22 protein-coding genes are annotated in these 23,392 nt (G+C 66.8%); 9 read left to right on the forward strand and 13 right to left on the reverse strand.

Annotation, left to right across the window (positions count from 1 at the left end):
• Positions 1 to 56: 56 nt before the first annotated feature.
• Positions 57 to 2,021: an acetate--CoA ligase gene (acs, locus tag dqs_RS12595; RefSeq protein ID WP_011766145.1), complete on the reverse strand. Its 1,965-nt coding sequence runs from the start codon at positions 2,019 to 2,021 to the stop codon at positions 57 to 59.
• A gap of 281 nt (positions 2,022 to 2,302) precedes the next feature.
• Between acs and dqs_RS12600 the strand changes: the two genes are divergently transcribed.
• On the forward strand, positions 2,303 to 3,835 hold the full coding sequence (locus tag dqs_RS12600; protein WP_065340696.1) for a fumarate hydratase: 1,533 nt from the start codon (positions 2,303 to 2,305) through the stop codon (positions 3,833 to 3,835).
• Between the two features lie 126 nt (positions 3,836 to 3,961).
• Here dqs_RS12600 and dqs_RS12605 read toward each other — a convergent pair whose 3' ends face one another.
• Both dqs_RS12605 and dqs_RS12610 read right to left on the reverse strand, forming a co-directional pair.
• Positions 3,962 to 4,252, reverse strand: a complete 291-nt coding sequence (locus dqs_RS12605) for a hypothetical protein (RefSeq protein WP_011766147.1) — start codon at positions 4,250 to 4,252, stop codon at positions 3,962 to 3,964.
• A 150-nt stretch (positions 4,253 to 4,402) separates the two neighbouring features.
• Entirely contained in the window at positions 4,403 to 5,593 is a 1,191-nt protein-coding gene (locus dqs_RS12610) for an NnrS family protein (protein WP_065340697.1), read from the reverse strand.
• Positions 5,594 to 5,812: 219 nt separating this feature from the next.
• On the opposite strand from dqs_RS12610, the gene dqs_RS12615 reads away from it, so the two are divergent.
• Positions 5,813 to 6,859 (forward strand): type I glyceraldehyde-3-phosphate dehydrogenase, encoded by a 1,047-nt coding sequence (locus dqs_RS12615; protein WP_065340698.1) that lies wholly within the window; start codon positions 5,813 to 5,815, stop codon positions 6,857 to 6,859.
• Here the strand turns inward: dqs_RS12615 and dqs_RS12620 are convergent, their stop codons facing one another.
• Complete coding sequence (locus tag dqs_RS12620; protein WP_011766150.1) at positions 6,860 to 7,768, reverse strand: LysR family transcriptional regulator; 909 nt, start codon at positions 7,766 to 7,768, stop codon at positions 6,860 to 6,862. It abuts the gene before it with no gap.
• Between the two features lie 168 nt (positions 7,769 to 7,936).
• On the opposite strand from dqs_RS12620, the gene dqs_RS12625 reads away from it, so the two are divergent.
• The 7 genes from dqs_RS12625 (at position 7,937) to dqs_RS12655 (ending at position 15,109) form a co-directional block, all read left to right on the forward strand.
• A complete protein-coding gene (locus tag dqs_RS12625; protein ID WP_065340699.1) occupies positions 7,937 to 8,974 on the forward strand; it encodes a cupin domain-containing protein in 1,038 nt (345 codons plus the stop codon).
• A 54-nt stretch (positions 8,975 to 9,028) separates the two neighbouring features.
• Positions 9,029 to 9,739, forward strand: coding sequence for a fumarylacetoacetate hydrolase family protein (locus dqs_RS12630; RefSeq protein WP_065340700.1), 711 nt, complete (start codon positions 9,029 to 9,031; stop codon positions 9,737 to 9,739).
• Between the two features lie 42 nt (positions 9,740 to 9,781).
• On the forward strand, positions 9,782 to 10,975 hold the full coding sequence (locus dqs_RS12635; RefSeq protein WP_065340701.1) for a 3-hydroxybenzoate 6-monooxygenase: 1,194 nt from the start codon (positions 9,782 to 9,784) through the stop codon (positions 10,973 to 10,975).
• Positions 10,976 to 11,080: 105 nt separating this feature from the next.
• Positions 11,081 to 11,722: a maleylacetoacetate isomerase gene (gene maiA, locus dqs_RS12640; protein WP_065340702.1), complete on the forward strand. Its 642-nt coding sequence runs from the start codon at positions 11,081 to 11,083 to the stop codon at positions 11,720 to 11,722.
• Between the two features lie 72 nt (positions 11,723 to 11,794).
• Positions 11,795 to 12,781: a TRAP transporter substrate-binding protein gene (locus dqs_RS12645; protein ID WP_065340703.1), complete on the forward strand. Its 987-nt coding sequence runs from the start codon at positions 11,795 to 11,797 to the stop codon at positions 12,779 to 12,781.
• Positions 12,782 to 13,331: 550 nt separating this feature from the next.
• The gene (locus dqs_RS12650) at positions 13,332 to 13,835 is read left to right on the forward strand and encodes a TRAP transporter small permease (RefSeq protein ID WP_011766156.1); all 504 of its coding nucleotides are present in this window, start codon (positions 13,332 to 13,334) and stop codon (positions 13,833 to 13,835) included.
• On the forward strand, positions 13,832 to 15,109 hold the full coding sequence (locus tag dqs_RS12655) for a TRAP transporter large permease (RefSeq protein WP_084018491.1): 1,278 nt from the start codon (positions 13,832 to 13,834) through the stop codon (positions 15,107 to 15,109). The genes dqs_RS12650 and dqs_RS12655 overlap by 4 nt, the downstream gene beginning before the upstream one ends.
• Positions 15,110 to 15,124: 15 nt before the next feature.
• Here dqs_RS12655 and dqs_RS12660 read toward each other — a convergent pair whose 3' ends face one another.
• From dqs_RS12660 to dqs_RS12700, 9 genes are all read right to left on the reverse strand, one after another.
• Entirely contained in the window at positions 15,125 to 15,715 is a 591-nt protein-coding gene (locus dqs_RS12660; protein ID WP_065340704.1) for an antibiotic biosynthesis monooxygenase, read from the reverse strand.
• A gap of 129 nt (positions 15,716 to 15,844) precedes the next feature.
• A complete protein-coding gene (locus tag dqs_RS12665; protein ID WP_065340705.1) occupies positions 15,845 to 16,768 on the reverse strand; it encodes a SphA family protein in 924 nt (307 codons plus the stop codon).
• 180 nt (positions 16,769 to 16,948) lie between these two features.
• On the reverse strand, positions 16,949 to 17,140 hold the full coding sequence (locus dqs_RS12670; protein ID WP_011766160.1) for a 2-hydroxymuconate tautomerase: 192 nt from the start codon (positions 17,138 to 17,140) through the stop codon (positions 16,949 to 16,951).
• Between the two features lie 208 nt (positions 17,141 to 17,348).
• Complete coding sequence (gene dmpH, locus dqs_RS12675) at positions 17,349 to 18,137, reverse strand: 2-oxo-3-hexenedioate decarboxylase (RefSeq protein ID WP_011766161.1); 789 nt, start codon at positions 18,135 to 18,137, stop codon at positions 17,349 to 17,351.
• Positions 18,134 to 19,174 (reverse strand): 4-hydroxy-2-oxovalerate aldolase, encoded by a 1,041-nt coding sequence (gene dmpG / locus dqs_RS12680; RefSeq protein WP_065340706.1) that lies wholly within the window; start codon positions 19,172 to 19,174, stop codon positions 18,134 to 18,136. The genes dmpH and dmpG overlap by 4 nt, the downstream gene beginning before the upstream one ends.
• A 14-nt stretch (positions 19,175 to 19,188) precedes the next feature.
• Positions 19,189 to 20,109, reverse strand: coding sequence for an acetaldehyde dehydrogenase (acetylating) (locus dqs_RS12685; protein WP_065340707.1), 921 nt, complete (start codon positions 20,107 to 20,109; stop codon positions 19,189 to 19,191).
• Between the two features lie 32 nt (positions 20,110 to 20,141).
• Complete coding sequence (locus dqs_RS12690) at positions 20,142 to 20,936, reverse strand: SDR family NAD(P)-dependent oxidoreductase (RefSeq protein ID WP_065340708.1); 795 nt, start codon at positions 20,934 to 20,936, stop codon at positions 20,142 to 20,144.
• A gap of 94 nt (positions 20,937 to 21,030) precedes the next feature.
• Positions 21,031 to 21,813 (reverse strand): 2-oxopent-4-enoate hydratase, encoded by a 783-nt coding sequence (dmpE, locus tag dqs_RS12695; protein ID WP_065340709.1) that lies wholly within the window; start codon positions 21,811 to 21,813, stop codon positions 21,031 to 21,033.
• 115 nt (positions 21,814 to 21,928) lie between these two features.
• Positions 21,929 to 23,383 carry a 2-hydroxymuconic semialdehyde dehydrogenase gene (locus dqs_RS12700; RefSeq protein WP_065340710.1) on the reverse strand — a complete coding sequence of 485 codons (1,455 nt, stop codon included), beginning with the start codon at positions 23,381 to 23,383 and terminating at the stop codon, positions 21,929 to 21,931.
• Positions 23,384 to 23,392: the final 9 nt, after the last annotated feature.

Consider the following 23,392-nt stretch of genomic DNA (forward strand, 5'->3'; position numbering starts at 1 on the left):
TTCAATCCGCGGCGAGGGTCCGGGCACCGGCCGCGACCAGCCCCGGACCCGCCGCCTTAGCCCTTCAGCTGCTCCAGGATCGCCGGATTCTCGAGCGTCGAGGTGTCCTGGGTGATCTCTTCGCCCTTGGCCAGCTGGCGCAGCAGGCGGCGCATGATCTTGCCGGAGCGGGTCTTGGGCAGGTTCTCACCGAAGCGGATGTCCTTCGGCTTGGCGATCGGCCCGATTTCGTGGCCGACCCAGTTCTGCAGTTCCTTGACCACGGCGGCAGCGGCTTCGCCGGTCGGACGGGCGCCCTTCAGCACCACGAAAGCGACGATGGCTTCACCGGTCAGGTCATCCGGACGGCCGACGACCGCAGCTTCGGCAACCTTCTCGTGGGCGACCAGCGCGGATTCGATTTCCATCGTGCCCATGCGGTGGCCGGAAACGTTCAGCACATCGTCGATACGGCCGGTGATGGTGAAGTAGCCGGTTTCCTTGTCGCGGATCGCACCGTCGCCGGCGAGGTAGAGCTTGCCCTTGAAGTCGTCCGGGTAGTAGGACTTCTTGAAGCGCTCCGGGTCGCCCCAGATGGTGCGGATCATCGACGGCCACGGACGCTTGACCACCAGGATGCCGCCCTGGCCGTTGGGCACTTCGGTGCCGGTTTCATCGACCACGGCAGCCTGGATGCCGGGGAAGGGCAGCGTGCACGAACCCGGCACCAGCGGGGTTGCGCCCGGCAGCGGGGTGATCATGTGGCCGCCGGTTTCGGTCTGCCAGAAGGTATCGACGATCGGGCAGCGGCCGCCGCCGACGTTCTCGTAGTACCACTCCCACGCCGCCGGGTTGATCGGCTCACCGACCGAACCCAGGATGCGCAGCGAGGACAGGTCGTAGTTCTTCGGATGCACCGTCGGATTGTTGTCCGCGGCCTTGATCAGCGAACGGATGGCGGTCGGCGCGGTGTAGAAGATGTTGACCTTGTGGTCCTGGATCATCTTCCAGAAGCGGCCGGCGTCCGGGTAGGTCGGCACGCCTTCGAACACGATTTCGGTGCTGCCGCAGGCGAGCGGGCCGTAGGTGATGTAGGTGTGGCCGGTGACCCAGCCGATGTCCGCGGTGCACCAGAAGACGTCGCTCGGCTTGATGTCGAACGTGTACTTCATGGTCAGGATCGCGTGCAGCAGGTAGCCGCCGGTGGAGTGCTGGACGCCCTTCGGCTTGCCGGTGGAGCCCGAGGTGTAGAGCAGGAACAGCGGATGCTCGGCATCGACCCATTCCGGCTCGCAGACGTCGGACTGGCTGGCCACCACGTCGTGGTACCAGACGTCGCGGCCGGCGACGAAGGCCACGTCGGCCCCGGTGCGCTTGACCACGAACACGTTCTTGATGGTTTCGCAGCCGCCCAGCGACAGCGCCTCGTCGGCGATCGGCTTCAGCGGCAGGGCCTTGCCGCCGCGGAACTGGCCGTCGGAGGTGATCAGCGCCACGGCGCCGGCATCGTTGATGCGGTCGCGCAGGGCCTGGGCGGAGAAGCCGCCGAACACGATGGAGTGGGTGGCGCCGATACGGGCGCAGGCCTGCATCGCGACGACGCCTTCGATCGACATCGGCAGGTAGATGACGACGCGGTCGCCCTTCTTGATGCCGGAAGCGCGCAGCGCATTGGCGAACTTGCAGACGCGGCCCAGCAGGTCCTTGTAGGTGACGCGGGTGACTTCGCCGCTGTCGGCTTCGAAGATCAGCGCGACCTTGTCGCCCAGGCCCTTCTCGACGTTGCGGTCGAGGCAGTTGTAGGACACGTTCAGCTGGCCGTCGGCGAACCACTTGAAGAACGGCGCGTTGCTCTCGTCCAGAACCTGCGTGAAGGGCTTCTTCCAGTCGATCAGCTCACGGGCGTTGCGCGCCCAGTAGCCCTCGTAGTCTTGTTCCGCTTCCTTGCACAGCGCCCAGTAGGCCTCCATGCCGGATACGGCAGCATTCTTCACCACTTCTTCCGAGGGGTTGTAAATGCGGACCTGTTGTTCGTTGGACATGCTCACCTCTCCTCAACGTATCAAAGGGTTGAAGCTGACCCGGACGGGTCGGCTGGTGTTTTCCAGCCTTGATCTGGCCGCGCGCCCTGCCGCGGAATGCAGGGCATTTAAGAACAGCTATCTTACACAGGACTTACACGCCATCGAGCACGAAAAAACGCCTCGGATGCTAGAATTCAATGCTTCGCTGCAGCAAAAATCCGGCATTCCAGCCCCCTGGCACCGCCCGCCTGCAACCGAAGCCCACCCATCACCCGTTCCTGCACCGGAGACCTTGCGCCATGACCGTGATTCGCGAAGAAGACCTCATCCAGTCCATCGCGGATGCCTTCCAGTACATCAGCTACTACCATCCGCTCGACTACATCAAGGCGCTCGGTGAAGCGTACGAACGCGAGGAAAGCCCCGCCGCGAAGGACGCGATTGCGCAGATCCTCACCAATTCACGCATGTGCGCCGAAGGCCACCGCCCCATCTGCCAGGACACCGGCATCGCCGTGGTCTTCCTCAAGGTCGGCATGAACGTGCAGTGGGACGCCAAGATGAGCGTCCAGGAGATGGTCAACGAAGGCGTGCGCCGCGCCTACAACCACCCGGACAACAAGCTGCGCGCCTCGGTGCTGCTCGATCCCGCCGGCGCGCGCAAGAACTCCAAGGACAACACGCCGGCCGTTGTGCACTACGAGATCGTGCCGGGCGATCACGTCGAAATCACCTGTGCGGCCAAGGGCGGCGGCTCGGAAAACAAGTCGAAGATGGTCATGCTCAACCCGTCCGATTCCATCGTCGACTGGGTGCTGAAGACCGTGCCGACCATGGGCGCCGGCTGGTGTCCGCCGGGCATCCTCGGCATCGGCATCGGCGGCACGCCGGAAAAGGCGATGCTGCTGGCCAAGGAATCGCTGATGGCGCCGGTGGACATCCATGAGCTGAAGGAAAAGGCCGCCTCCGGCGCCGCGCTGTCGCGCGTCGAGGAACTGCGCCTCGAACTGATGGAAAAGGTGAACGCGCTCGGCATCGGCGCCCAGGGCCTCGGCGGCCTCACCACCGTGCTCGACGTCAAGATCATGGACTACCCGACCCACGCGGCCTCGCTGCCGGTGGCGATGATCCCGAACTGCGCGGCCACCCGCCACGTGCATTTCGAACTCGACGGCTCCGGCCCGGCCAAGCTCGAAACGCCCAAGCTCGAAGACTGGCCCGCCGTGACCTGGAAGGCCGACACCAACGTCGCCACCCGGGTGAATCTCGACACCCTGACCAAGGAAGAAGTCGCGTCCTGGAAGCCGGGCCAGATCCTGCTGCTCAACGGCAAGATGCTCACCGGCCGCGACGCCGCGCACAAGCGCATCCAGGACATGCTGGCCAAGGGCGAGAAGCTGCCGGTCGATTTCACCAACCGCGTCATCTACTACGTCGGCCCGGTCGATCCGGTGCGCGACGAAGTCGTCGGCCCGGCCGGCCCCACCACCGCCACCCGCATGGACAAGTTCACCCGCATGATGCTGGAGCAGACCGGCCTCATCTCGATGATCGGCAAGTCCGAGCGCGGCCCGGTCGCGATCGATGCGATCCGCGACAACAAGTCCGCCTACCTGATGGCGGTCGGCGGCTCCGCCTACCTCGTCTCCAAGGCGATCAAGGAAGCCAAGGTCGTCGGCTTTGCGGACCTCGGCATGGAAGCGATCTACGAATTCACCGTGCAGGACATGCCGGTGACCGTGGCGGTCGATTCCACCGGCACCAGCGTGCACAACACCGGCCCGAAGGAATGGCAGGCGAAGATCGGCAAGATCCCGGTCGCCGTGGCCTGAGCATCGGCAGACAGCGGCAAACAAAAAGCCCGGCGGGGATTTCCCCCGCCGGGCTTTTTTCTTCGCACTACCACTGCCGGTCGCTACACCGACCGCCGCCGCGACGGCCTTCGCGGCGGGAGATGTTCAGTGGTAGCGCGGCATACAGGACATGCCGGTGAATTCGAACGGGAACGCTTCGGGCTTGCCTTCGACGGGTTCGAGGTCCCACAGATACTTGCCACCCAACACCTGCAGGCGGCGCAGCGCCTGCGAGGACAGGTGACAGTTTTCGAAGCAGCCCAGGCCCGCGCGGAACGGGCCGATCTCCACACCCAGGGTCAGCAGCTCGTCGGCATCCTTCTCGAGCGCGTAGATATCACCCTGATACTCGCTGGCGAGCGTCTCGCCGGCCTTGGAACGACTGATAGTGGCCATGACTCAAGACCCGCTGACGGGGTTAAAAAAAATGAAGAGTGATTAATCCTCGCAGAACCGTCAAGGCAATACCATGAACAAGTTCACAAAACGGGACAGGCACCGCGGCTTTTTTGCACTGCGCGGCCCTGCCGGGGTTTCGAGAGCGCGCTACCCCTCCTTGCCGTCGATGCGCGGGCGCAGCAGGATCGGCACGTAGCGCACCAGGTACAGGCAGAACGCCAGCGCCCAGGCGAGCGCGGCGATCAGCACCCCGCCCCAGGCAAGCGCGGGCAGCGCCAACAGCGTGATCACCCGTGCCGCCGCCGCGGCCAGCACCGCACCGTAGGCCCAGCTCTCCAGCTTGCCCGCTTCCAGCATGCGGCCGGTGTGGCCGAGCGCGGTGCGGGTGATCATGCCGAGGATCAGCCCTCCGGTGGCGCCGATGGCGAACGCATGAACCGCGGCCGAGCGCGCCACCCACCCCCATTGCGACGCGGCGACGAGCGCCAAGCCGAGCGGAATCCACAGGTGGCCCAGATGGAGGATCCACAGCAGCGGTCTGGCCAGCGCCGCGCGCGGATTCCAGCCCACGCAGCGCACCGTCTGCAGCACCGCGGCAAGCAGCGCCAGACCGCCGGCGAGGACCGGGACCCATTGCAGCGCCCACAGCACCAGCGCGGCGGCGGTCGTGCCGATCGCCGCCGCGTCCAGGCGCGGATTGCGCCACTGCCAGATGCCGCGCAGCGCATTGAAGGTGAACATCGGAATCACCCGGCCGCCGATCGCGGTTTCGATGACGACCACGAGGGCGAGGCCGAAATGCACCGCCTGCAGCGGGTCCCATGTGACAAGGCCGAGCTGGGCGAGATGGAAGGCGAGATTGCCCAGCGTCAGCAGCACAAGCAGCGCCGGCAGGAAGTAGTTGCGCGTGCTGCGCGCCTTTACCAGCACGCGGGCGAGCGCAAACGCGGCAAGCGGCAGGAAGGCCAGATCGACGGCGGCGGCCCAGGGGCCGCTGCCGAAGGCCATTGCGAGCCGGCCCGCCAGCCATAACCCGGCGAGTGCCGCCAGCCGGGCGCCGGTGGGTGTGGGCAGCCCGGTCCAGTTGCGGCCGGCGGTAAACAGGAAGCCGACGATCACCGCCACCGCAAAGCCGAACAGCATTTCGTGCGCATGCCACCACATCGAGGGCATGGGCGGCGCGAACAGACCGCCCAGCATCGCCACCCAGGCAGGAATCGCGAGCGCGGCAAACGACGCTGCGAGCAGGTAAAACGGGCGAAAGCCGAGCGCGAAGGGGGCGAAGCCCTTCGGCGCGGCGCGTTTCAAGGTGGGTTCTTCCAGCGGAATCAGAGCCATCTGCCAGTCCTCTCGGGGTTCACAAACGGCGCCGTCATGGCGCGCGATGCCGGGGCTCGCATGGCCCCTTGCAGCGCAGTATGGTGAGCCGCCCGCCCGACCTCCTTGACCCAGGATAAGTCCGGCACGGCGCGGACATTGCCACGGAGGCGTTAGAATCGGCGGCTCCCACCCGCCCCGCATTCCGCCCAGACCGTGCCGCCGTCCGCTCCCTCATCCTTGCCCACCGACTCCTTCGCCACCCCGCTGCGGCTCGCGATCAACGGCTACGGCCGCATCGGCCGCTGCTTCCTGCGCGCGCTGCGCGAGTCCGGGCGGCGCGACGCCTTTCGCGTGGTAGCAATCAACGAGCCTGCCGACCTCGCCAGCATCGCCTACCTCACCCGTTTCGATTCGACCCACGGCCGCTTTCCGGGCCGGGTGGATGCCGACGAGGACAGTCTGCTGATCGACGGCGAGCGGATCGCGGTGAGTCACGCCACCACGCCGGAGGCGGTGGATTGGGCCGGGCTGGAGATCGACCTGGTGGTGGAGTGCTCAGGCCAGTACGGCGACCGCGCCGGCCTTACGCGTTTTCTCGACGCGGGCTGTCCGCGCCTGCTGCTGTCCCACCCCGCGAACAGCGCCGCCGACGTAGACGCCACCATCGTCCATGGCATCAACCAGCACCTGCTGCGCGGCAACGAGCGCATCGTCTCCAACGCCTCGTGCACCACCAACGCGGTCGTACCGGTGCTCGACCTGCTGCACGCCGAACTCGGGCTGGAGCAGGTGTTGCTGACCACGCTGCACTCGGTCATGAACGACCAGCCGCTGATCGACGGCTACCACCATTCCGACCTGCGCCGCACGCGCTCGGCGATGCAGTCGATCATTCCGGTATCGACCGGGCTGGCGCGCGGCGTGGAACGCCTGCTACCGGGGCTTGCCGGGCGCGTGCAGGCCAAGGCCATCCGGGTGCCGACGCACAACGTGTCCGCGATCGACCTGGTGCTCGCGCTGGAACGCGACACCGACGCCGGTCAGGTCAACCGCCTGCTGCGCGATGCCGCCGCGGGGCCTTATGCCGGACTGCTCGCCTACAGCGACGACCCCCATGCTTCGATCGACTTCAACCACGACCCGCATTCGGCCATCGTGGATGGCGCCCAGACGCGCATGAACGGCCCGCGCCTGCTCAATCTCATGGTGTGGTTCGACAACGAATGGGGTTTCGCCAACCGCATGGTCGACGTCGCCGCCCACTGGCTACGGCCGCGCGCCTGATCAGGGCGTTGCCACTGGCGCGGACAACAGGTCCGAAATCAGCCGGCGCAGCCAGCGATTGCCGGGATCGTGGTGATAGCGCTCGTGCCAGTGCTGCTTGACCGCGTAATCCGGTAGCTCGAACGGCACCGGAAAGGTCCGGAAGCGCCCCCGCCCCGCAAGCACTTCGGCCAGCCGGGCCGGAATCGTCACCAGCAGATCGGTGTGCTCCACCACGAAGGCGACGCCGAGGAAGTTGGGCACCGCCAGCGCCACCCGCCGGCTGATGTTCTGGCGCGCGATCTCGCGGTCGAGGATCAGGTGGCCGGTGCCGGAACTGCTCACCACCGCATGTTCCTCGGCCTCGAACTGGGCCAGGCTCAGCGTCTCGCGTATCCGCGGGTGGTCCGCATTGGCCATGCACACGTAGCGCTGGCGGAACAGCGCCTGCTGGTAGAACCCGGCCTCCAGCTGCGGAATGAAGCCGAGCGCAAGGTCCGCCTCACCCGCCTCCAGCATCTTGGCCGTCTCGGTGGAGAGGTGGGCGATGTCGATCCGGATGCCCGGCGCGGTGGCGCGCAGGTGCGCCCACAACCGCGGCAGCAGCACCAACTGGCTGATGTCGGTCATGCAGATGCGGAAACTGCGCTGCGCGGAAGACGGATCGAACGCGGTGCGCCGGCCCAGCGCCGCGGCCAGCGCGTCCAGCGCCGCACGGATCGGCTGCACCAGCTCCTCGCCGAGCGGCGTCGGCTCCATGCCGGTGGAGGTGCGCACGAACAGCGGATCGCCGAAGTGCTCGCGCAGCTTGCCCAGCGCAATGCTCACCGCCGGCTGGCCCAGGCCCAGGTTGTCGGCCGCGCGGGTCACGCTGCGCGTCTTGTAAATCTCGTCGAACACCGTCAGCAGGCGTACCTCCAGTGACTGCACGGCTCGCCCCTTTATTCGATTATCGAATGCAATGAATTAACGGCATTGAATGGATCAATTATCCATCGATCCGTAGAGTTCGCCTACCACAACGAAAGCCACCCTTCCCTGACCCGCATCAAGTTTCATGCATTTGGCAAGGATGGACGAACGAGGAGGAAAGCGAACATGCAGGAGCTTGGCCGTCTGGAAGACTTGCCCGCGGATTACCGCGCCGCACTGACCGCGCAGAACCTGGTGCCGCTGTGGCCCAGCCTGCGCGCGGTGCTGCCCCCGGGCAAACCCGGCACCCGTACCACCCCCACCCACTGGTCCTACGAGGCGCTGCGCCCCCTGCTGCTGCAGGCCGGCGAGCTGACCCCGATCGAAAAGGCGGAGCGCCGCGTGCTGGTGCTCGCCAACCCCGGCCACGGGCTGGAGAAGATGCAGGCCAGCGCCTGCATGTACCTCGGCATGCAGCTGCTGCTGCCCAAGGAATGGGCGCCCGCGCACAAGCACACGCCCAACGCGGTACGCATGATCGTCGAGGGCAGCGGCGCCTACACCACGGTGGACGGCGAAAAATGCCCGATGAGCCGCGGCGACCTGATCCTGACCCCGACCGGGCTGTGGCACGAACACGGCCATGACGGCAGCGAGCCGGTGGTGTGGCTGGACGTGCTCGACCTGCCGCTGGTGTATTACATGGAAGCCTCCTACGTCACCGAAGGCAAGGCGCAGACCGTGACCGCCGAGGCGGCCGAACGGGCCTACCAGCGCGGTGGCGTGGTGCCCTCGCCGGTGTTCTCGCGCACCAGCAAGGCCTACCCGATGCTGCGCTATCCCTGGGCCGACGCGCGCGCCGCGCTGGTGGCGCTCGCCGGGGCCGAACCCGGCATCGAGGCGGTGCAGGTCAGCTACGTCAATCCGGAAACCGGCGCCCCGTGCGAAAACATCCTCGGCTTCTCGGCACTGATGCTGCGGCCCGGCGAAACCCTGCGCCTGCCGGCGCGTTCGCCGGCGATGGTGTTCCACCAGATCGAAGGCGGCGCCGACGTCGCCACCGACAGCCACGCGTTCACGCTCGCCGAGGCGGACACCTGCTGCGTGCCGGGCTTCACTCCGGTCACGCTGAAAAACCGCTCCGCCGACCAGCCAGCCTTCCTCTTCATCGCGGACGAAAGTCCGCTGCACAAGAAGCTGGGGCTGTACGAAGTGCGGCCCTGAGCGACGCCCTCACCGGACCCACCGCACCCGAATCCCAAATAACGGAGATACCCGATGTCCCAGACCCACTACCTGTGGAACCCCTCGCCGGTCTATTCGCTGCCGGTGAAGGGCGTCGATGCCCGCTTTCCGGTCAAGCGCATCTTCTGCGTCGGCCGCAACTACCACGCCCACGCGGTGGAAATGGGCCGCCCGGTCGACAAATCGACCATGGCCCCCTTCTACTTCCTGAAGGACGCCTCCACGCTGGTGGAGTCCGGCGCCACCGTGCCCTACCCCACCGGCACCAGCAACTACCACTACGAGATGGAACTGGTGGTGGCGATCGGCAAGGCGGGCTTCCGCGTCGCCGAGGCCGATGCCGACTCGCTCATCTACGGCTATGCCGCGGGCTTGGACATGACCCGCCGCGACTTGCAGCTGGTGGCCCGCGAACAGGGCCGCCCGTGGGACCTCGGCAAGAACTTCGAGAAGTCCGCGGTCTGCACCGAGATCATCCCTGCCGCCGGCGCCGCCGTGCTCGACAAGGGCGCGATCAACCTGCAGGTCAACGGCGAGACCAGGCAGAGCGCCGACCTCTCGATGCTGATCTGGAACATCCGCGAAATCATCGCCGACCTGTCGAAGTTCTATCACCTGGAGCCGGGCGACCTGATCTACACCGGCACCCCGGAAGGCGTCGGCGCGGTCAAGAGCGGCGACCGCATCACCGGCCATATCGACGGCGTGGGCGACGTCGCGCTGGCGATCGGCGCCGCCGAGTAATCCTGTGCGGCGCCGCAATCACCTCATCCGGAGGAGACAGACATGAGCGAACAACTTCCCGTCATCGTCATCGGCGGTGGCATCGGCGGCCTGGCCGCCGCGCTGGCCCTGGTGCGCCAGGGCTTCTCGGTCAAAGTGCTGGAACAGGCGGCCGAGATCGGCGAGATCGGCGCCGGCATCCAGCTCGGCCCCAACGCCTTTCACGCCTTCGACGCGCTCGGCGTCGGCGAAAAGGCCCGCGGCCGCGCGGTCTACACCGACTACATGGTGATGCACGACGCGATCGACGAATACCAGGTCGGCAAGATCCCCACCGGCGAAGCCTTCCGCAAGCGCTTCGGCAACCCCTACGCGGTCATCCACCGTGTCGACGTGCACCTGTCGCTGCTCGAAGGCGCACAGGAAACCGGCAAGGTCGAGTTCATCACTTCGACCCACGTCGAACGCGTCGAGCAGGACGACCAGGGCGTCACCGTGATCGACAGCAAGGGCAACCGCTTCCGCGGCATCGCGGTGATCGGCGCCGACGGCGTCAAGTCGGTGGTGCGGAAGCAGTATGTGAACGATCCGCCGCGCGTCACCGGCCACGTGGTGTACCGCGCGGTGATCGACAAGAAGGACTTTCCCGAGAACCTGCAGTGGAACGCCGCCAGCATCTGGGTGGGCCCCAACTGCCACCTGGTGCATTACCCGCTGCGCGGCGGCGAGCAGTACAACGTGGTGGTCACCTTCCACAGCCGCAACAAGGAAGAATGGGGCGTCACCGAAGGCAGCCCGGAAGAGGTGCAGAGCTACTTCCAGGGCATCTGCCCGAAGGCCCGCCAGTTGATCGACCTGCCCAAGAGCTGGAAGCGCTGGGCCACCGCCGACCGCGAGCCGATCGGCCAATGGACCTTCGGCCGCGCCACCCTGCTCGGCGACGCCGCCCACCCCACCACCCAGTACATGGCCCAGGGCGCCTGCATGGCGCTGGAAGACGCGGTGACGCTGGGCGAAGCCCTGCGGGTGCACAACAACGACTTCGAAAAGGCTTTCGACCTCTACCAGCGTTCGCGCGTCGCCCGCACCGCGCGCATCGTGCTGTCCTCGCGCGAGATGGGCCGCATCTACCACGCCAAGGGCGTGGAGCGCCTGGTGCGCAACGACCTGTGGAAAGGCCGCTCGGCAGAGCGCTTCTACGACGCGATGGAGTGGCTGTACGGCTGGAACGTCGACAACTGCCTCGCCAGGGACTGAAACCGCTTCCACGCGGCCGCCGCCGGCGCTCCGACCTGAAAAGGCCGGGGCGCCGGCGCGTCGGCATTGCGCGCCGCCCTTCATGACAACGGAGTTCGCCCCACGATGAAGCTGTACAACTTCTTTCGCAGCGGCACCTCGCACCGCCTGCGCATCGCCCTCAACCTGAAGGGCATCCAATACGACTACGTGCCGGTCGATCTGCGCACCGAGGAACACCTCGGCGCCGCCTTCAAGGCGGTTAATCCGCAGCAGCTGGTGCCGGCGCTGGTCGATGGCGACCTGACGCTGATCCAGTCGCCCGCGATCATCGAATGGCTGGAGGAGCGCCACCCCAACCCGCCGCTGCTGCCGTCAGACCCGGACGATCGCGCCCATGTGCGCGCGATGGCGGCCATCGTCGGCTGCGACATCCACCCGATCAATAACCGCCGCATCCTCGAATACCTGCGCAAGCAGCTCGGGCAGGACGAAAAGGCGGTGCTCGCGTGGTGCGCCAACTGGATCGACGCCGGCTTTGCGGCACTGGAGGCGCTGCTCGCTGCCGATACCCGCCGCGGCCGCTTCTGCTTTGGTGATGCGCCGGGGCTGGCCGAGGTCTATCTGATCCCGCAGGTGGAAAGCGCGCGGCGCTTCAACGTGGATCTCTCCCCCTATCCCAACATCCTCGCCATCGACGCGGCCTGCGCCGAACTCGACGCCTTCCGCCGCGCCGCGCCCGCGCGCCAGCCCGACGCACCCGCCTGAGCCGGGCCGGCAGCCCCGATTTCCAACAAGCATGCGCCGCATGCAAAAACCTCACATCCAGGAGGAGATACGATGAGAAAGAGCCTGATCACCACCCTCAAGACCGCCGCGGCCGCCGGCCTGTGCGCACTTGCTTTCGGCGCCGGCAGCGCCTCGGCGCAGGCGCTCAAGCTGGGCCACATCACCCCGCCCAGCCACGTCTGGCATCAGGTGTCGGAAAAGATCGCCGCCGACCTCGAAAAAGCCTCCGGCGGCAAGATGAAGACCGCGCTCAGCCCGTTGCAGAAGCTGGGCAACGAGGCCCAGATGATCAACCTGATGCAGGCCGGCGCGATGCAGTTCGGCGTGTTCACCGTGGGCGGCCTGTCCAACCGCGAGGAATCCTTCCTGGCCTGGTCGCTGCCCTACACCTTCCGCGACGTCGAGCACGCCACCCGCGCGGCGGCCTCGCCCGCCGCGCAGGAAATGCTGAAGCGGCTGGAAGCGCACGGCATGGTCGGCCTCGGCTACGCCTTCGCCGGCATGCGCCACGTGCTGTCGCTGGAGCCGGTGAAGTCGCCCAAGGACCTCGCCAACAAGAAGATCCGCTCCTTCCCCAGCCCGATCTACAACGACTGGTGGACCGCCAACGGCGCCGCCCCCACCGCGCTGCCGCTGTCCGAAGTGGCGCCCTCGCTGACCACCAAGCTGCTCGACGCGGTGGACGTGGACCTCGATGCGCTGGTCGGACTCAAGTTCCACCAGCAGGCGCCCAACCTCACGCTCACCAACCACATGGCCTTCCCGGCCGCGATCGTGGTGTCGAAGAAGTGGTGGGATGCGCGCACCGATGCCGAGCGCGCCATGATCCGCAAGGTGGTCGCCGACGCCGAAACCTGGGGCTACAAGACCGCGATCGAGGCCGACAAGAGCAATCTGGAGAAGGCCAAGGCCGACGGCGCCAAGGTGATCGAAGCCGACCTCAAGGCCTTCCAGGCGGTGGGCGGCCCGGTGCGCGACAAGTACACCGGCAAGAACCCGCTGATCGCCGACTTCTACAAGCAGTCGCAGGGGCTGTAAGCGCCGCGGCGGTGATCTCCCGGCTTGACCCATCCCCACCCCAACCCTCCCCTTGAAGGGGAGGGAGCAAACGGGCCAACCCGGGAGCCTTCGCTGCGCTTTGTCGTTCAGCCGGCGGCAAACGGGTTTGCCGAAACCCCGGCTTCACCCCCTTGAAGGGGAGGGAGCAAACGGGCCAAGCCGGGAGCCTTCGCTGCGCTTCGTCGTTCAGCCGGCGGCAAACGGGTTTGCCGAAACCCTGGCTTCACCCCCGTGAAGGGGAGGGAGCAAACGGGCCAAGCCGGGAGCCTCCGCTGCGCTTCGTCGTTCAGCCGGCGGCAAACGGTGTTTGCCGCCCCCTCGCCCCTTGAAGGGACGGAGGGTCGGCCGCCCGCAATACCCGATCGATTGCCAGGTGAAGAACCCGGCACGCAGGCGGGTCGGGGAGCGCCCCGAACCCTCCGGCTTCGCTCAGGACAGGCTGATCGGCCCTGAGCGAAGCCGAAGGCGCCGGCCCGGACGGCGGGCGTGTATCCAGTTGCCGGCCTGATTGCCCAACCGAGAGAGAAGCATGTTCATCCACGATTTGATCCAGACACTGGACCGCGCCCTGGCGAGCGTCGAGCGCTTGGTCGCCATTGCCCTGACCGCGGCGCTCACCGCGATCATGATCGCGCAGGTCATCCTGCGTTATTTCTTCAACTCACCGCTGTTCTGGGCCGAGGAAATCGCGGTCCAGCTCCTGGTGTTCATCACGCTGATCGGCCTGTCGCTGCTGGTCCACGCCGGTCATCTCGTCACCATCGACTTCCTGTCGCGCGCGCTGGGCGACACCGGGCGCGGCGTGCTGGCCATCGTGCTCGGACTCGGCTTCCTGGTGCTGCTCACCTTCGTCGCCAAGCTCGGCTGGGACTGGGTGATGCGGCCCGACGTGCGCATGGAACTGGGCGCCACCACCCAGTTGCCACGCTGGTACAACTATTCGCTGCTGCCCGGCGCGATGCTGGCGATGGCCTTCCACCAGTTCGCCGCGGTACTGCGCCAGGTGCGCGCGCTGGCCGGAGCGCGCGCATGATCACGCTGATCGTCTTCTTCGCGCTGCTGTTCTGCGGCTTCCCGATCTTCGGCGCCATCCTCGCCGGCGCGGTGGTGTTCATGGCCACCAACGACCTCGCCGTGCTCTACGACTCGATCCCGATCCAGTTCTACGGCGCGCTCGAAATCAACGGCCTGCTCGCGATTCCGCTCTTCATGCTGGTGGGCGAGATCATGAACCAGGGCGGCCTCACCCAGCGCCTGATCGCGGTGGCCGAGGTGCTGGTCGGCCGCTTCAAGGGCGGGCTGGCCTACGCCAACCTGATCACCAATGCGATGGCCGCGTCCATCCTCGGCTCGGCCGTTGCGCAGATCGGCGTGATGAGCAAGGTGATGATTCCCGAGATGGAGAAGAAGGGCTACGACAAGGCCTTCTCCGGCGCGGTCACCGTGTCCGCGGGGCTGCTCGGGCCGATCATTCCGCCGTCGATGCTGATGATCATCTACGGTGTCGTCGCGGTGCAGCCGATCGCGCCGCTGTTCATCGCCGGCATCGTGCCCGGCCTGCTCATCGTCGCGGTGCTGGCCGGCGTGATCCTGCTGTACGGCCTGTTCGGCTCCCATCTGCCGGAGGGCTCGCCCACCCCGCTGCGCGACAGCTGGGGCACGCTCGTCGGCGGCATCGCGCCCGGGATGATTCCCGCGGTGGTCATCGTCGGCATCATGAGCGGCGCGATGACGCCGACCGAGTCGGGTGCGGTGGCCTCGCTGATCGCGCTGATCCTCGGCTTCCTCTACCGCGAGCTGAAGCTCGCCGACCTGCCCGGCATCCTGCGCAGCGTCGCGGTGAACACCGCCACCATCACCGGGCTGATCGCCGCCGCGTCGGTGTTCAGCTGGGTGCTCGCCTTCCAGGGCGTGCCCGACCAACTGGTGGAACTGATCGCCGGCGTGACCGATTCGCCCGTGGTGTTCCTGCTGCTGGTGACGCTGCTGATGCTGGTGCTCGGGATGTTCCTGGAGAGCATCAGCGTGCTGATCGTGGTGGTGCCGATCCTGATGCCGGTGGTCAATGCGCTCGGCATCGACCCGATCCAGTTCGGGGTGGTATGCACCGTCGCCACGGTGATCGGCATCGTCACGCCGCCGGTCGGCCCCGGCCTCTATATCGCCATGGTTCAGGCCCACATGCCGATGGGGCCGCTGTTCCGCGCGACGGTGCCTTTCCTCGCCGCGGTGCTGGCGGTGGTGGTTGCGATCTGCGTCTTCCCGGCGCTGTCCACCTGGCTGCCGGCGCTCTCCGCCGGCAAATGAGCCTGAGGCGCCGGCTCAACGGCCGGCGCCGGGGTTCAACCAGCCGCGCAGCCAGCGGGTCAGGCGCGGCATCACCACCCAGGTCATCGTCGCCACGATCAGCGCGGTCAAGGCGGCGGTGCGCAGCAGAAAAGGCCACGCGGCCAGCAGTGGCGCCACCAGCCACAGCACTAGCGACACCGTCGGAAAAATCCCCAGCCAGGTCACCACCGCCATGCGGACACGCGGCGGGTGCATGGTGGCGGGCACCACCGCCGGCGCGAACCAGGCTTCCAGTCCGGACAGCCGGCGGTACTCCGGCTCGCCCTCGGCCACCTCGCGCAGCCGCGCATGGCTGCGCGCCCGTCCTGCCGAAACGTCCCAGCCCTGCAGCGCCGCCTCGGAGGCGAAGCGCACCACGGTCTGGTAATCGCCGCCCGGCTGTTCCGGCGGCAGCAGGTCGGCGCCGAGAAAGCCCGGCTGCGCGCGCAGGGCTTCGAACATCTCCCGCACCCGTGCCTCGTACTCGGCCTCGCGCCCGGGCAACGCCCGCCGGCGGGCGATGCGGGTAACGGGTGCCGGCGCGGGCCGCGGTTCGGCGGCCGGCTTTGCTTTCAGGGCTTCCATTGCAAACGCTCCTTCAAAGTCGGCCCGGTCAGCAAGCACCGCCGTGCCCCGGGCCGGGGGATGAGTCCTGTCCGCTTCAAACCCATCCCCATCCCGACCTTCCCCTTGAAGGGGAAGGAGCCCCAACCATCACATCGGCATGATCAGCTTGAGCCACACCTTGTCGCCGCCGAAGCGGTTCTTCACCTCGGTTTCGTGCTGCCACTGACCGATGAAGTGCATGCCGGCCTTGGTGGTGTAGGTCACGCTGGGGCCGACCGCGAACACTTCGCCCTTGCGCCCCGCCGACCACAGACCCGGATTGGCGGCGATCTTGCGGTCCTCAATCTCGTCGTTGGTGAGCTGCTTGAGGTAGTAGCCCGAGATGCCCACGCCCCATTCGCCGAAGCGCTTGCCGACCAGGTAATCCATGTGGAACTCGTCGCCGGACTGGTAATCCAGCTTGGGCGTGCCCGGCGCGACGCGGAAGTCCTTGTTCTCGCTCTTGATGTTGTACATGAACTTGGCGGACACCTCCCAACCGTCATCGCCCATGTAGGTCACCGCGAAAATCGGTTCCACGCTCCAGTAATTGGCGCCGATGCTGCGCCGCGGATCGCCCGACTTGTACTCGCCGGTCGGCAGGTTGATGTCCAGCGCCGCCGCCCAGTGCCAGTTCTTGGTGTGCCAGGACAGGATGAAGGGGTTGATCGTGAGGTCGCCGATGCCGGTGGTGGTTTTCGACCCGCCGAGGTCGATCTCCTGCCGCACCACCGGCAGGATCACATGCCAGCCCCAGTTGCCACCGAGTATCTGATGCTCGCTGGTATGCACCCAGCGCAGCGCGTCGAACCAGGCGCTGACCGAGGTGCCGTCCACCTTGTCGCCGCTGCCGTCGCGCAGCTTGCCGCCGTAGTGGCCGAAGTAGTTGATGAAGTAATCCCCCGGCGGCGGCACCGCCCCGGCCAGCCAGGTCTCGGCGCCGTTCGGGTACTGGTCGCCGCCTTCCTTGGCATGGGCGCCAAGGCTGAGCGCTGCAAGCGCGACCGCCAGGTAAAGCCTGCTTCTTTTCACTTGTTGTCTCCTCTCTTCTTATGGTGCTGAGTTGTGCTGCGAAAAAACGTGGACGAACACATCCCCGGCCTCTGGCGGGCCGTAGCGGGGATGCCTCTTCAGGGAATCAGCGGCGGGGCAGGATGCGCAGCGGCAGGGCGGCCCTCATGGAGGGAAACCGCAGCGCCCAACCGGCCGTTGTCAGCGGCCGAGGTCTTTCGCGGTAACGCCGGCAATACCCCAGTTGGTGTTGGGCACGTCCTGGATCCAGACGCGCACGGTTTCCTTCGGCGCACCGACGGCCTCGACCAGGGCGGCGGTGACTTTCTCGATGACCGCCCGTTTCTGTTCTTCGGTGCGGCCTTCGATCATGTAAATCTGGGCGAATGGCATGGGGGTTCTCCTTGAATGGGTGCGGGCGGGAGCGGAGGATTGAGGGGTCGTGCGCCCTCCCCTTCAAGGGGAGGGTTGGGGTGGGGATGGGGTATTACAGCGCCGAGCTCAACCCCATCCCCCTCCTAACCTCCCCCTTGAAGGGGGAGGGACAAAACCGTTTCGAGAACAAGCGCGGACGACACTTAGCGTCCGGTCTCGCTGTCGTCTACCTGAACCGGCAGGACACCGACCCCAGCGCCTGCACCCGCAGCGTCACCGCGTCGCCCGGCTGTACCGCGACCGCCTCGGTAATCCCGCCCGACAGGATCAGCGTACCCGCCGGAATCTCCTCGCCCTTTTCGCCCAGCATGTTGGCCAGCATCGCGATCGCCGCGGCCGGGTGGCCGAGCACCGCGGCGCCGGCACCGAAGGCCACCGGCTCGCCGTTCTTCTCCAGCACGATGCCGGTGGTGCGCAGGTCGAGCTCGGCGACATTGCCCATCCGCCCGCCGACCACGAAGCGGCTGGACGAGCAGTTGTCGGCGACCACGCTCTTGAGGTCGAACTTGAAGTCGCGGTAGCGGCTGTCGATGATCTCGATCGCCGGGATCACGAAGTCGGTGGCGGCGAGCACCGCGCCGATGTGGCAACCCGGCCCCTTCAGGGGCGCCTTGGTGACGAAGGCGATTTCGGGCTCCACCTTGGGATGGATCAGCTTGCCCGTGTCGATCTCGCCACCCTCGGGCACGCTGAAGTAGTCGGCGAGGAAGCCGAACACCGGCGTTTCCACGCCCATCTGCTTCATCTTGGCGTGCGAGGTCAGCCCGGCCTTGAGACCGACGATCCGCGCGCCGCGGGCGATCTTGCGGCGCTTGATTTCGTCCTGGATGGCGTAGGCGTCATCCCAGTCCATGTCGGGATGGTCGTCGGTGATCTTGGTGGTGTCCTTCGCTTCCAGCTCGCAGGTTTCGAGGCGGATGGCGAGTTGTTCGATGATTTCGCGCGACAGTTTCATGCTGCGACTCCTTGTGCCTGTTTCGCCTTCGCCAGCGTGATCGCGGTGTCCTCGATCATGTCCTCCTGGCCGCCGACCATGCCGCGCCGGCCCATCTCGACCAGGATCTCGCGCGCCGGCACGCCGTACTTCTTCTCGGCGCGCTTGGCGAAGAGCAGGAAGGAGCCATAGACGCCCGCGTAGCCCAGCGTCAGCGCATCGCGGTCGATGCGGATCGGGAAGTCCATGATCGGCACCACGAGGTCTTCGGCGACGTCCTGGATCTTGAAGACATCGACGCCGGTCTCGATGCCCATCAGGTCGCACACCGCGATCAGCACTTCCATCGGCGTGTTGCCAGCGCCCGCGCCCAGCCCCGCGGCGGCGGCGTCGATGCGGGTCGCCCCGGCTTCGATCGCGGCGATGCTGTTGGCGACACCCATTGCGAGGTTGTGGTGGCCGTGGAAGCCGAGTTCGGTTTCGGGTTTCAGCGCATCCCGCACGGCGCCGATGCGCGCCTTCACCGTGTCGGGCAAAAGATGCCCGGCTGAGTCGGTCACGTAGATGCAGTTGGCGCCATAGCTCTCCATCAGCTTGGCCTGCTGCACCAGCCCTTCGGGGCTGTTCATGTGGGCCATCATCAGGAAGCCCACGGTGTCCATGCCGAGCTTTCTCGCGTAGCGGATGTGCTGCTCGGAGACGTCGGCTTCGGTGCAGTGGGTGGCCACACGGATGGTGTTCACCCCGAGTTCATGCGCCATTTTCAGGTGATCGACGGTGCCGATGCCCGGCAGCAGCAGTGCCGAGACCTTGGCCTGCTTCATCAGCGGGATCACCGCGCCGAGGTATTCCTCGTCGGTGTGGGCCGGAAAGCCGTAGTTCACCGAGCTGCCGCCGAGGCCGTCGCCGTGGGTGACTTCGATCAGCGGGATGCCCGCTTGATCGAGCCCTTGGGCGATGGTCTTCATCTGCTCCAGCGTCATCAGGTGGCGCTTGGGATGCATGCCGTCCCTGAGCGTCATGTCGTGGACGGTGATTTTCTTGCCGCGAAGGTCCATGGTTTTCTCCTGATTCAAGCCAGCACGGCGCGGTTGCGTTCGAGGGAAAGACGGCCGGCGAGGATTTCCTCGGCGAACATCTCGGCGGTGCGGGCACCGGCCGCGGTCATGATGTCGAGGTTGCCGGCGTACTTCGGCAGGTAGTCGCCCAGGCCCTCGACTTCGAGGTAAATGGAGACGCGGTTGCCGTCGAAGACCGGGCCATTGACCAGCTTGTAGCCCGGCACGTACTTCTGGACCTCGCGGATCATCGCGTGGATCGATTCGGTGATCTTCTGCTGGTCGGGCTCGGTCTCGGTCAGGCAATGCACGGTGTCGCGCATGATCAGCGGCGGCTCGGCCGGGTTGAGGATGATGATGGCCTTGCCGACCTTGGCGCCGCCCACCTTCTCGACCGCGCCGGCGGTGGTGCGGGTGAATTCGTCGATGTTCTTGCGGGTGCCGGGGCCGGCCGACTTGCTCGACACGGTGGCGACGATCTCGCCGTATTTCACCGGCTGTACGCGGCTCACCGCCGCGACCATCGGGATGGTGGCCTGGCCACCGCAGGTGACCATGTTCACGTTCATTTCGCCCTTGCCCACATGCTCGACCAGATTGACCGGCGGCACGCAGAACGGGCCGATGGCCGCGGGCGTGAGGTCGATCATCAGCACGCCCAGTTCATTCAACTTGCGGCTGTTCTCGGCATGGACGTAGGCGGAGGTCGCGTCGAAGGCGATCTGGATGTTGTCCGCCTTCACATGCGGCAAGAGGCCATCGACACCGTCGGCGGTGGTCTTGAGCCCGAGTTCGCGGGCGCGCGCCAGGCCTTCGGAGGCGGCGTCGATGCCCACCATCCACACCGGCTCCAGCACCGGGCTGCGCTTGAGTTTGTAGAGCAGATCGGTGCCGATGTTGCCCGGACCGATCAAGGCGCATTTGATCTTGTTCATGGGTCTCTTCCTTGCAGGGGTATGAGGTTCGCTCAGCCGATGCTGCGCACCACGCCGCCATCGACGCGCAGCGCGGCGCCGTTGGTGGCCGAGGACAGCGGACTGCAGACGTAGGCGACGAGGTTGGCGACCTCGGCCGGTTCGATGAAGCGGCGCAGCAGCGAACTCGGGCGGTCGCGGTTGAAGAACTCGCGCTCCACCGTCTCCACCGCGACGCCTTGCTCGGCGGCGAGCTTGGTGAAGAAGTCGGCAACGCCTTCGGTGCGGGTCGGGCCGGGCAGCACCGCATTCACCGTGACGCCGGTGCCGGCGCAGGTCTCGGCCAGCCCGCGCGAGATCGACAGCTGGGCGGACTTGGTCATGCCGTAATGCACCATGTCGCCCGGCGGGTTGAGGCCGGATTCGCTGGAGATGAACACCACCCGGCCCCAGCCTGCGGCCTTCATGCGCGGCAGGTAGTGACGGGCGAGGCGCACGCCGCTCATCACGTTGGCCTCGAAGAAGTGCTGCCACTCGGCGTCGTCGATGTCCTCGAAGGGGCGCGGGGCGTAGAGGCCGAAGTTGTTCACCAGGAGGTCCACGCTGTCGCAGGCGGCGAGCAGCGATGCGACGCCGGACGCGGTGGCGACATCGGCGGCGAGGCCGCTCACCCGAGCGGCGGGCAGATCGGCGCGCAGGCGCGCGCAGGCGGCCTCCACCCGACCGGCGTCGCGGCCATTGACCACCACCTCGGCGCCCTCGGCCGCCAGCCGGCGGGCGATCGCGTAGCCGATGCCGGCGGTCGAGCCGGTCACCAGCGCGCGCTTGCCGGAAAGCTCAAGATCCATGTGTTGTCTCCTGTCGGGAGAAAGGAACAGGCCACGCGACGGGGGCGGGAGAGAGGGAGAGGATTCGCCCCGCCGCGCGCCTGCAAGCGGGAAATCAGACGAAGCGCACCGAGCAGCCGCCGATGCCGCCGATGGTGACGCGCAGGTTGTCGCCTGCCTTCACCGGCACCATGATCGCGAGCGAACCGGACAGGATGACTTCGCCCGCCTGCAGCGGAATGTCCAGGCTGCCCAGCGTGTTGGCCAGCCAGGCGACCGCGTTGGCCGGCGCGCCCAGCGCCGCAGCGCCCGCACCGGTGGCGACGATCTCGCCGTTCTTCTCGAGGATCATCCCGCAGGTGTTCAGATCGACCTTGCGCGGATCGACCAGGCTGTCGCCCAGCACGAAGACGCCGCAGGAGGCGTTGTCGGCGACGGTGTCCTGGATATTGATCTTCCAGTCGCGGATGCGCGAATCGACGATCTCGAAGCAGGTCATCACGCCTTCGGTGGCGGCCAGCACGTCGGCGGCGGTCACGCCGGGGCCCTTCAGATCCTTCTTCAGCACGAAGGCGATCTCGCCTTCGGCCTTGGGCTGGATCAGGGAGTCGGCAGCGATGGCCTCGCCCTCGTTGTAGAGCATGCCGTCGGTGAGGATGCCGAAGTCCGGCTGGTAGACGCCGAGCATGTTCATCACCGCCTTCGAGGTGACGCCGATCTTCTTGCCCACCACCCGCTCGCCCGCCTCCAGCCGGCGCGCGTTCATGCGCTGCTGGATGCGGTAGGCGTCGGCGATGGTGATGTCCGGATGACGTTCGGTCAGCGGCGCCAGCACTTCGCGCTTGACCAGCGCCTGGTAAAGCTCGTCGCCGAGCCGTTCGATCAAGGTCTTGTCCATTTGCTACCTCCAGTTTGTCGCTGCGCGAAGAGGGGTAACCCGTGGAGTGCCGGCTTTGCACAGCCGGCCTGCTCGACAGGCGCGGCGCGTGCGCCGCGAAACCCCTGTCTCGCCCTCAGAGCTTGATGCAGATGTTCTTCTGCTCGGTATAGAACTCGAGCGAATGCACCCCGCCCTCGCGGCCGATGCCGGACTGCTTGGCGCCGCCGAAGGGGGTGCGCAGGTCGCGCAGGAACCAGGAATTCACCCACACCAGACCGGCTTCGATCTGGCCGGCGACGCGGTGGGCGCGGGCGAGGTCCTTGGTCCACACCGAGCAGGCGAGGCCGTAGTCGGTGTCGTTGGCGCGGCGGATCACTTCGTCTTCCGCATCGAAGGGCTGGATCAGCGTGCAGGGGCCGAAGATCTCCTCGCGCGCGATCGGCGAGTTGTCGTCCAGCCCGGTCCAGATCGTCGGTTGCACCCAGGCGCCGTTGGCGAGTTCGCCCGGCATCTGCGGCACGCCGCCGCCGGTAACCACGGTGGCGCCGAGTTCCCTGGCCTTGTTGTAGTAGGAGAGCACCTTGTTCTTGTGCTCCTGCGAGATCAGCGGCCCCATGCCGGTGCTGGCATCGTCCGGCACGCCCAGCTTGAGGCCCTCGGCGCCCGCCTTGAGCGCGGCGACGAAGCGGTCGAAGATCGGCCGCTCGACATACACCCGCTCGGTGCCGAGGCAGACCTGGCCGCAGTTGGCGAACACCGAACGCATGGTGCCTTCGATGGCGGCATCGAAATCGCAGTCGGCGAACACGATGGCCGGGTTCTTGCCGCCCATCTCCAGCGACACCGGGCGCGCGCCGTCGGCGGCGGCCTTCATGATCGCCGCGCCGGTGCGGGTTTCGCCGGTGAAGGTGATCGCATTGACCTTGGGGTGGCTGGTGACGAACTCGCCCGCCGAACCCGGCCCGAAGCCGTGCACCACGTTGTACACGCCCTTGGGCATGCCGACCTCGTTCATCACCTCGCCGAGCAGGGTCGCGGTCTGCGGGGTTTCTTCCGAGGGCTTGACCACCACGGTGTTGCCGCACGCCAGTGCCGGGCCGACCTTCCAGGTCATCAGCAGCAGCGGCAGGTTCCACGGGCAGATCACGCCGACCACGCCGACCGGGCGCCGCAGCGCGTAGTTGAGCGCACCGCGGCCGTCCGGCGTGGCCATCTCGAAGAACTCGGTGGGCACGCTCTTGATGACGTCGGCGAAGATCTTGAAGTTGGCCGCGCCGCGCGGGATGTCGATGTGGCTGGCGAGGCTCTTCGGCTTGCCGGTGTCGGCGCATTCGGCGGCGAGGAAGTCGTCGAAGCGGCGGTTGATGCCGTCGGCCACCGCGTTGAGCAGGTCCACCCGCTCGGCCACCGTCATCCTGCCCCACGGCCCCTTGAGCGCGGCCTGCGCGGCGGCGACCGCGGCGTCGACCTCGGTCTTGCCTGCTTCGTGCACCAGCGCGATGCGCCGGTTGTCGAGCGGCGAGCACTTGTCGAAGGTCTTCGCGGTGGCGACGAACTCGCCGTTGATGAAGTTGTGAATCTGTTTCATGGGTCTCTC

Source organism: Azoarcus olearius, assembly GCF_001682385.1.
In the GTDB taxonomy this organism is placed as follows: domain Bacteria; phylum Pseudomonadota; class Gammaproteobacteria; order Burkholderiales; family Rhodocyclaceae; genus Azoarcus; species Azoarcus olearius.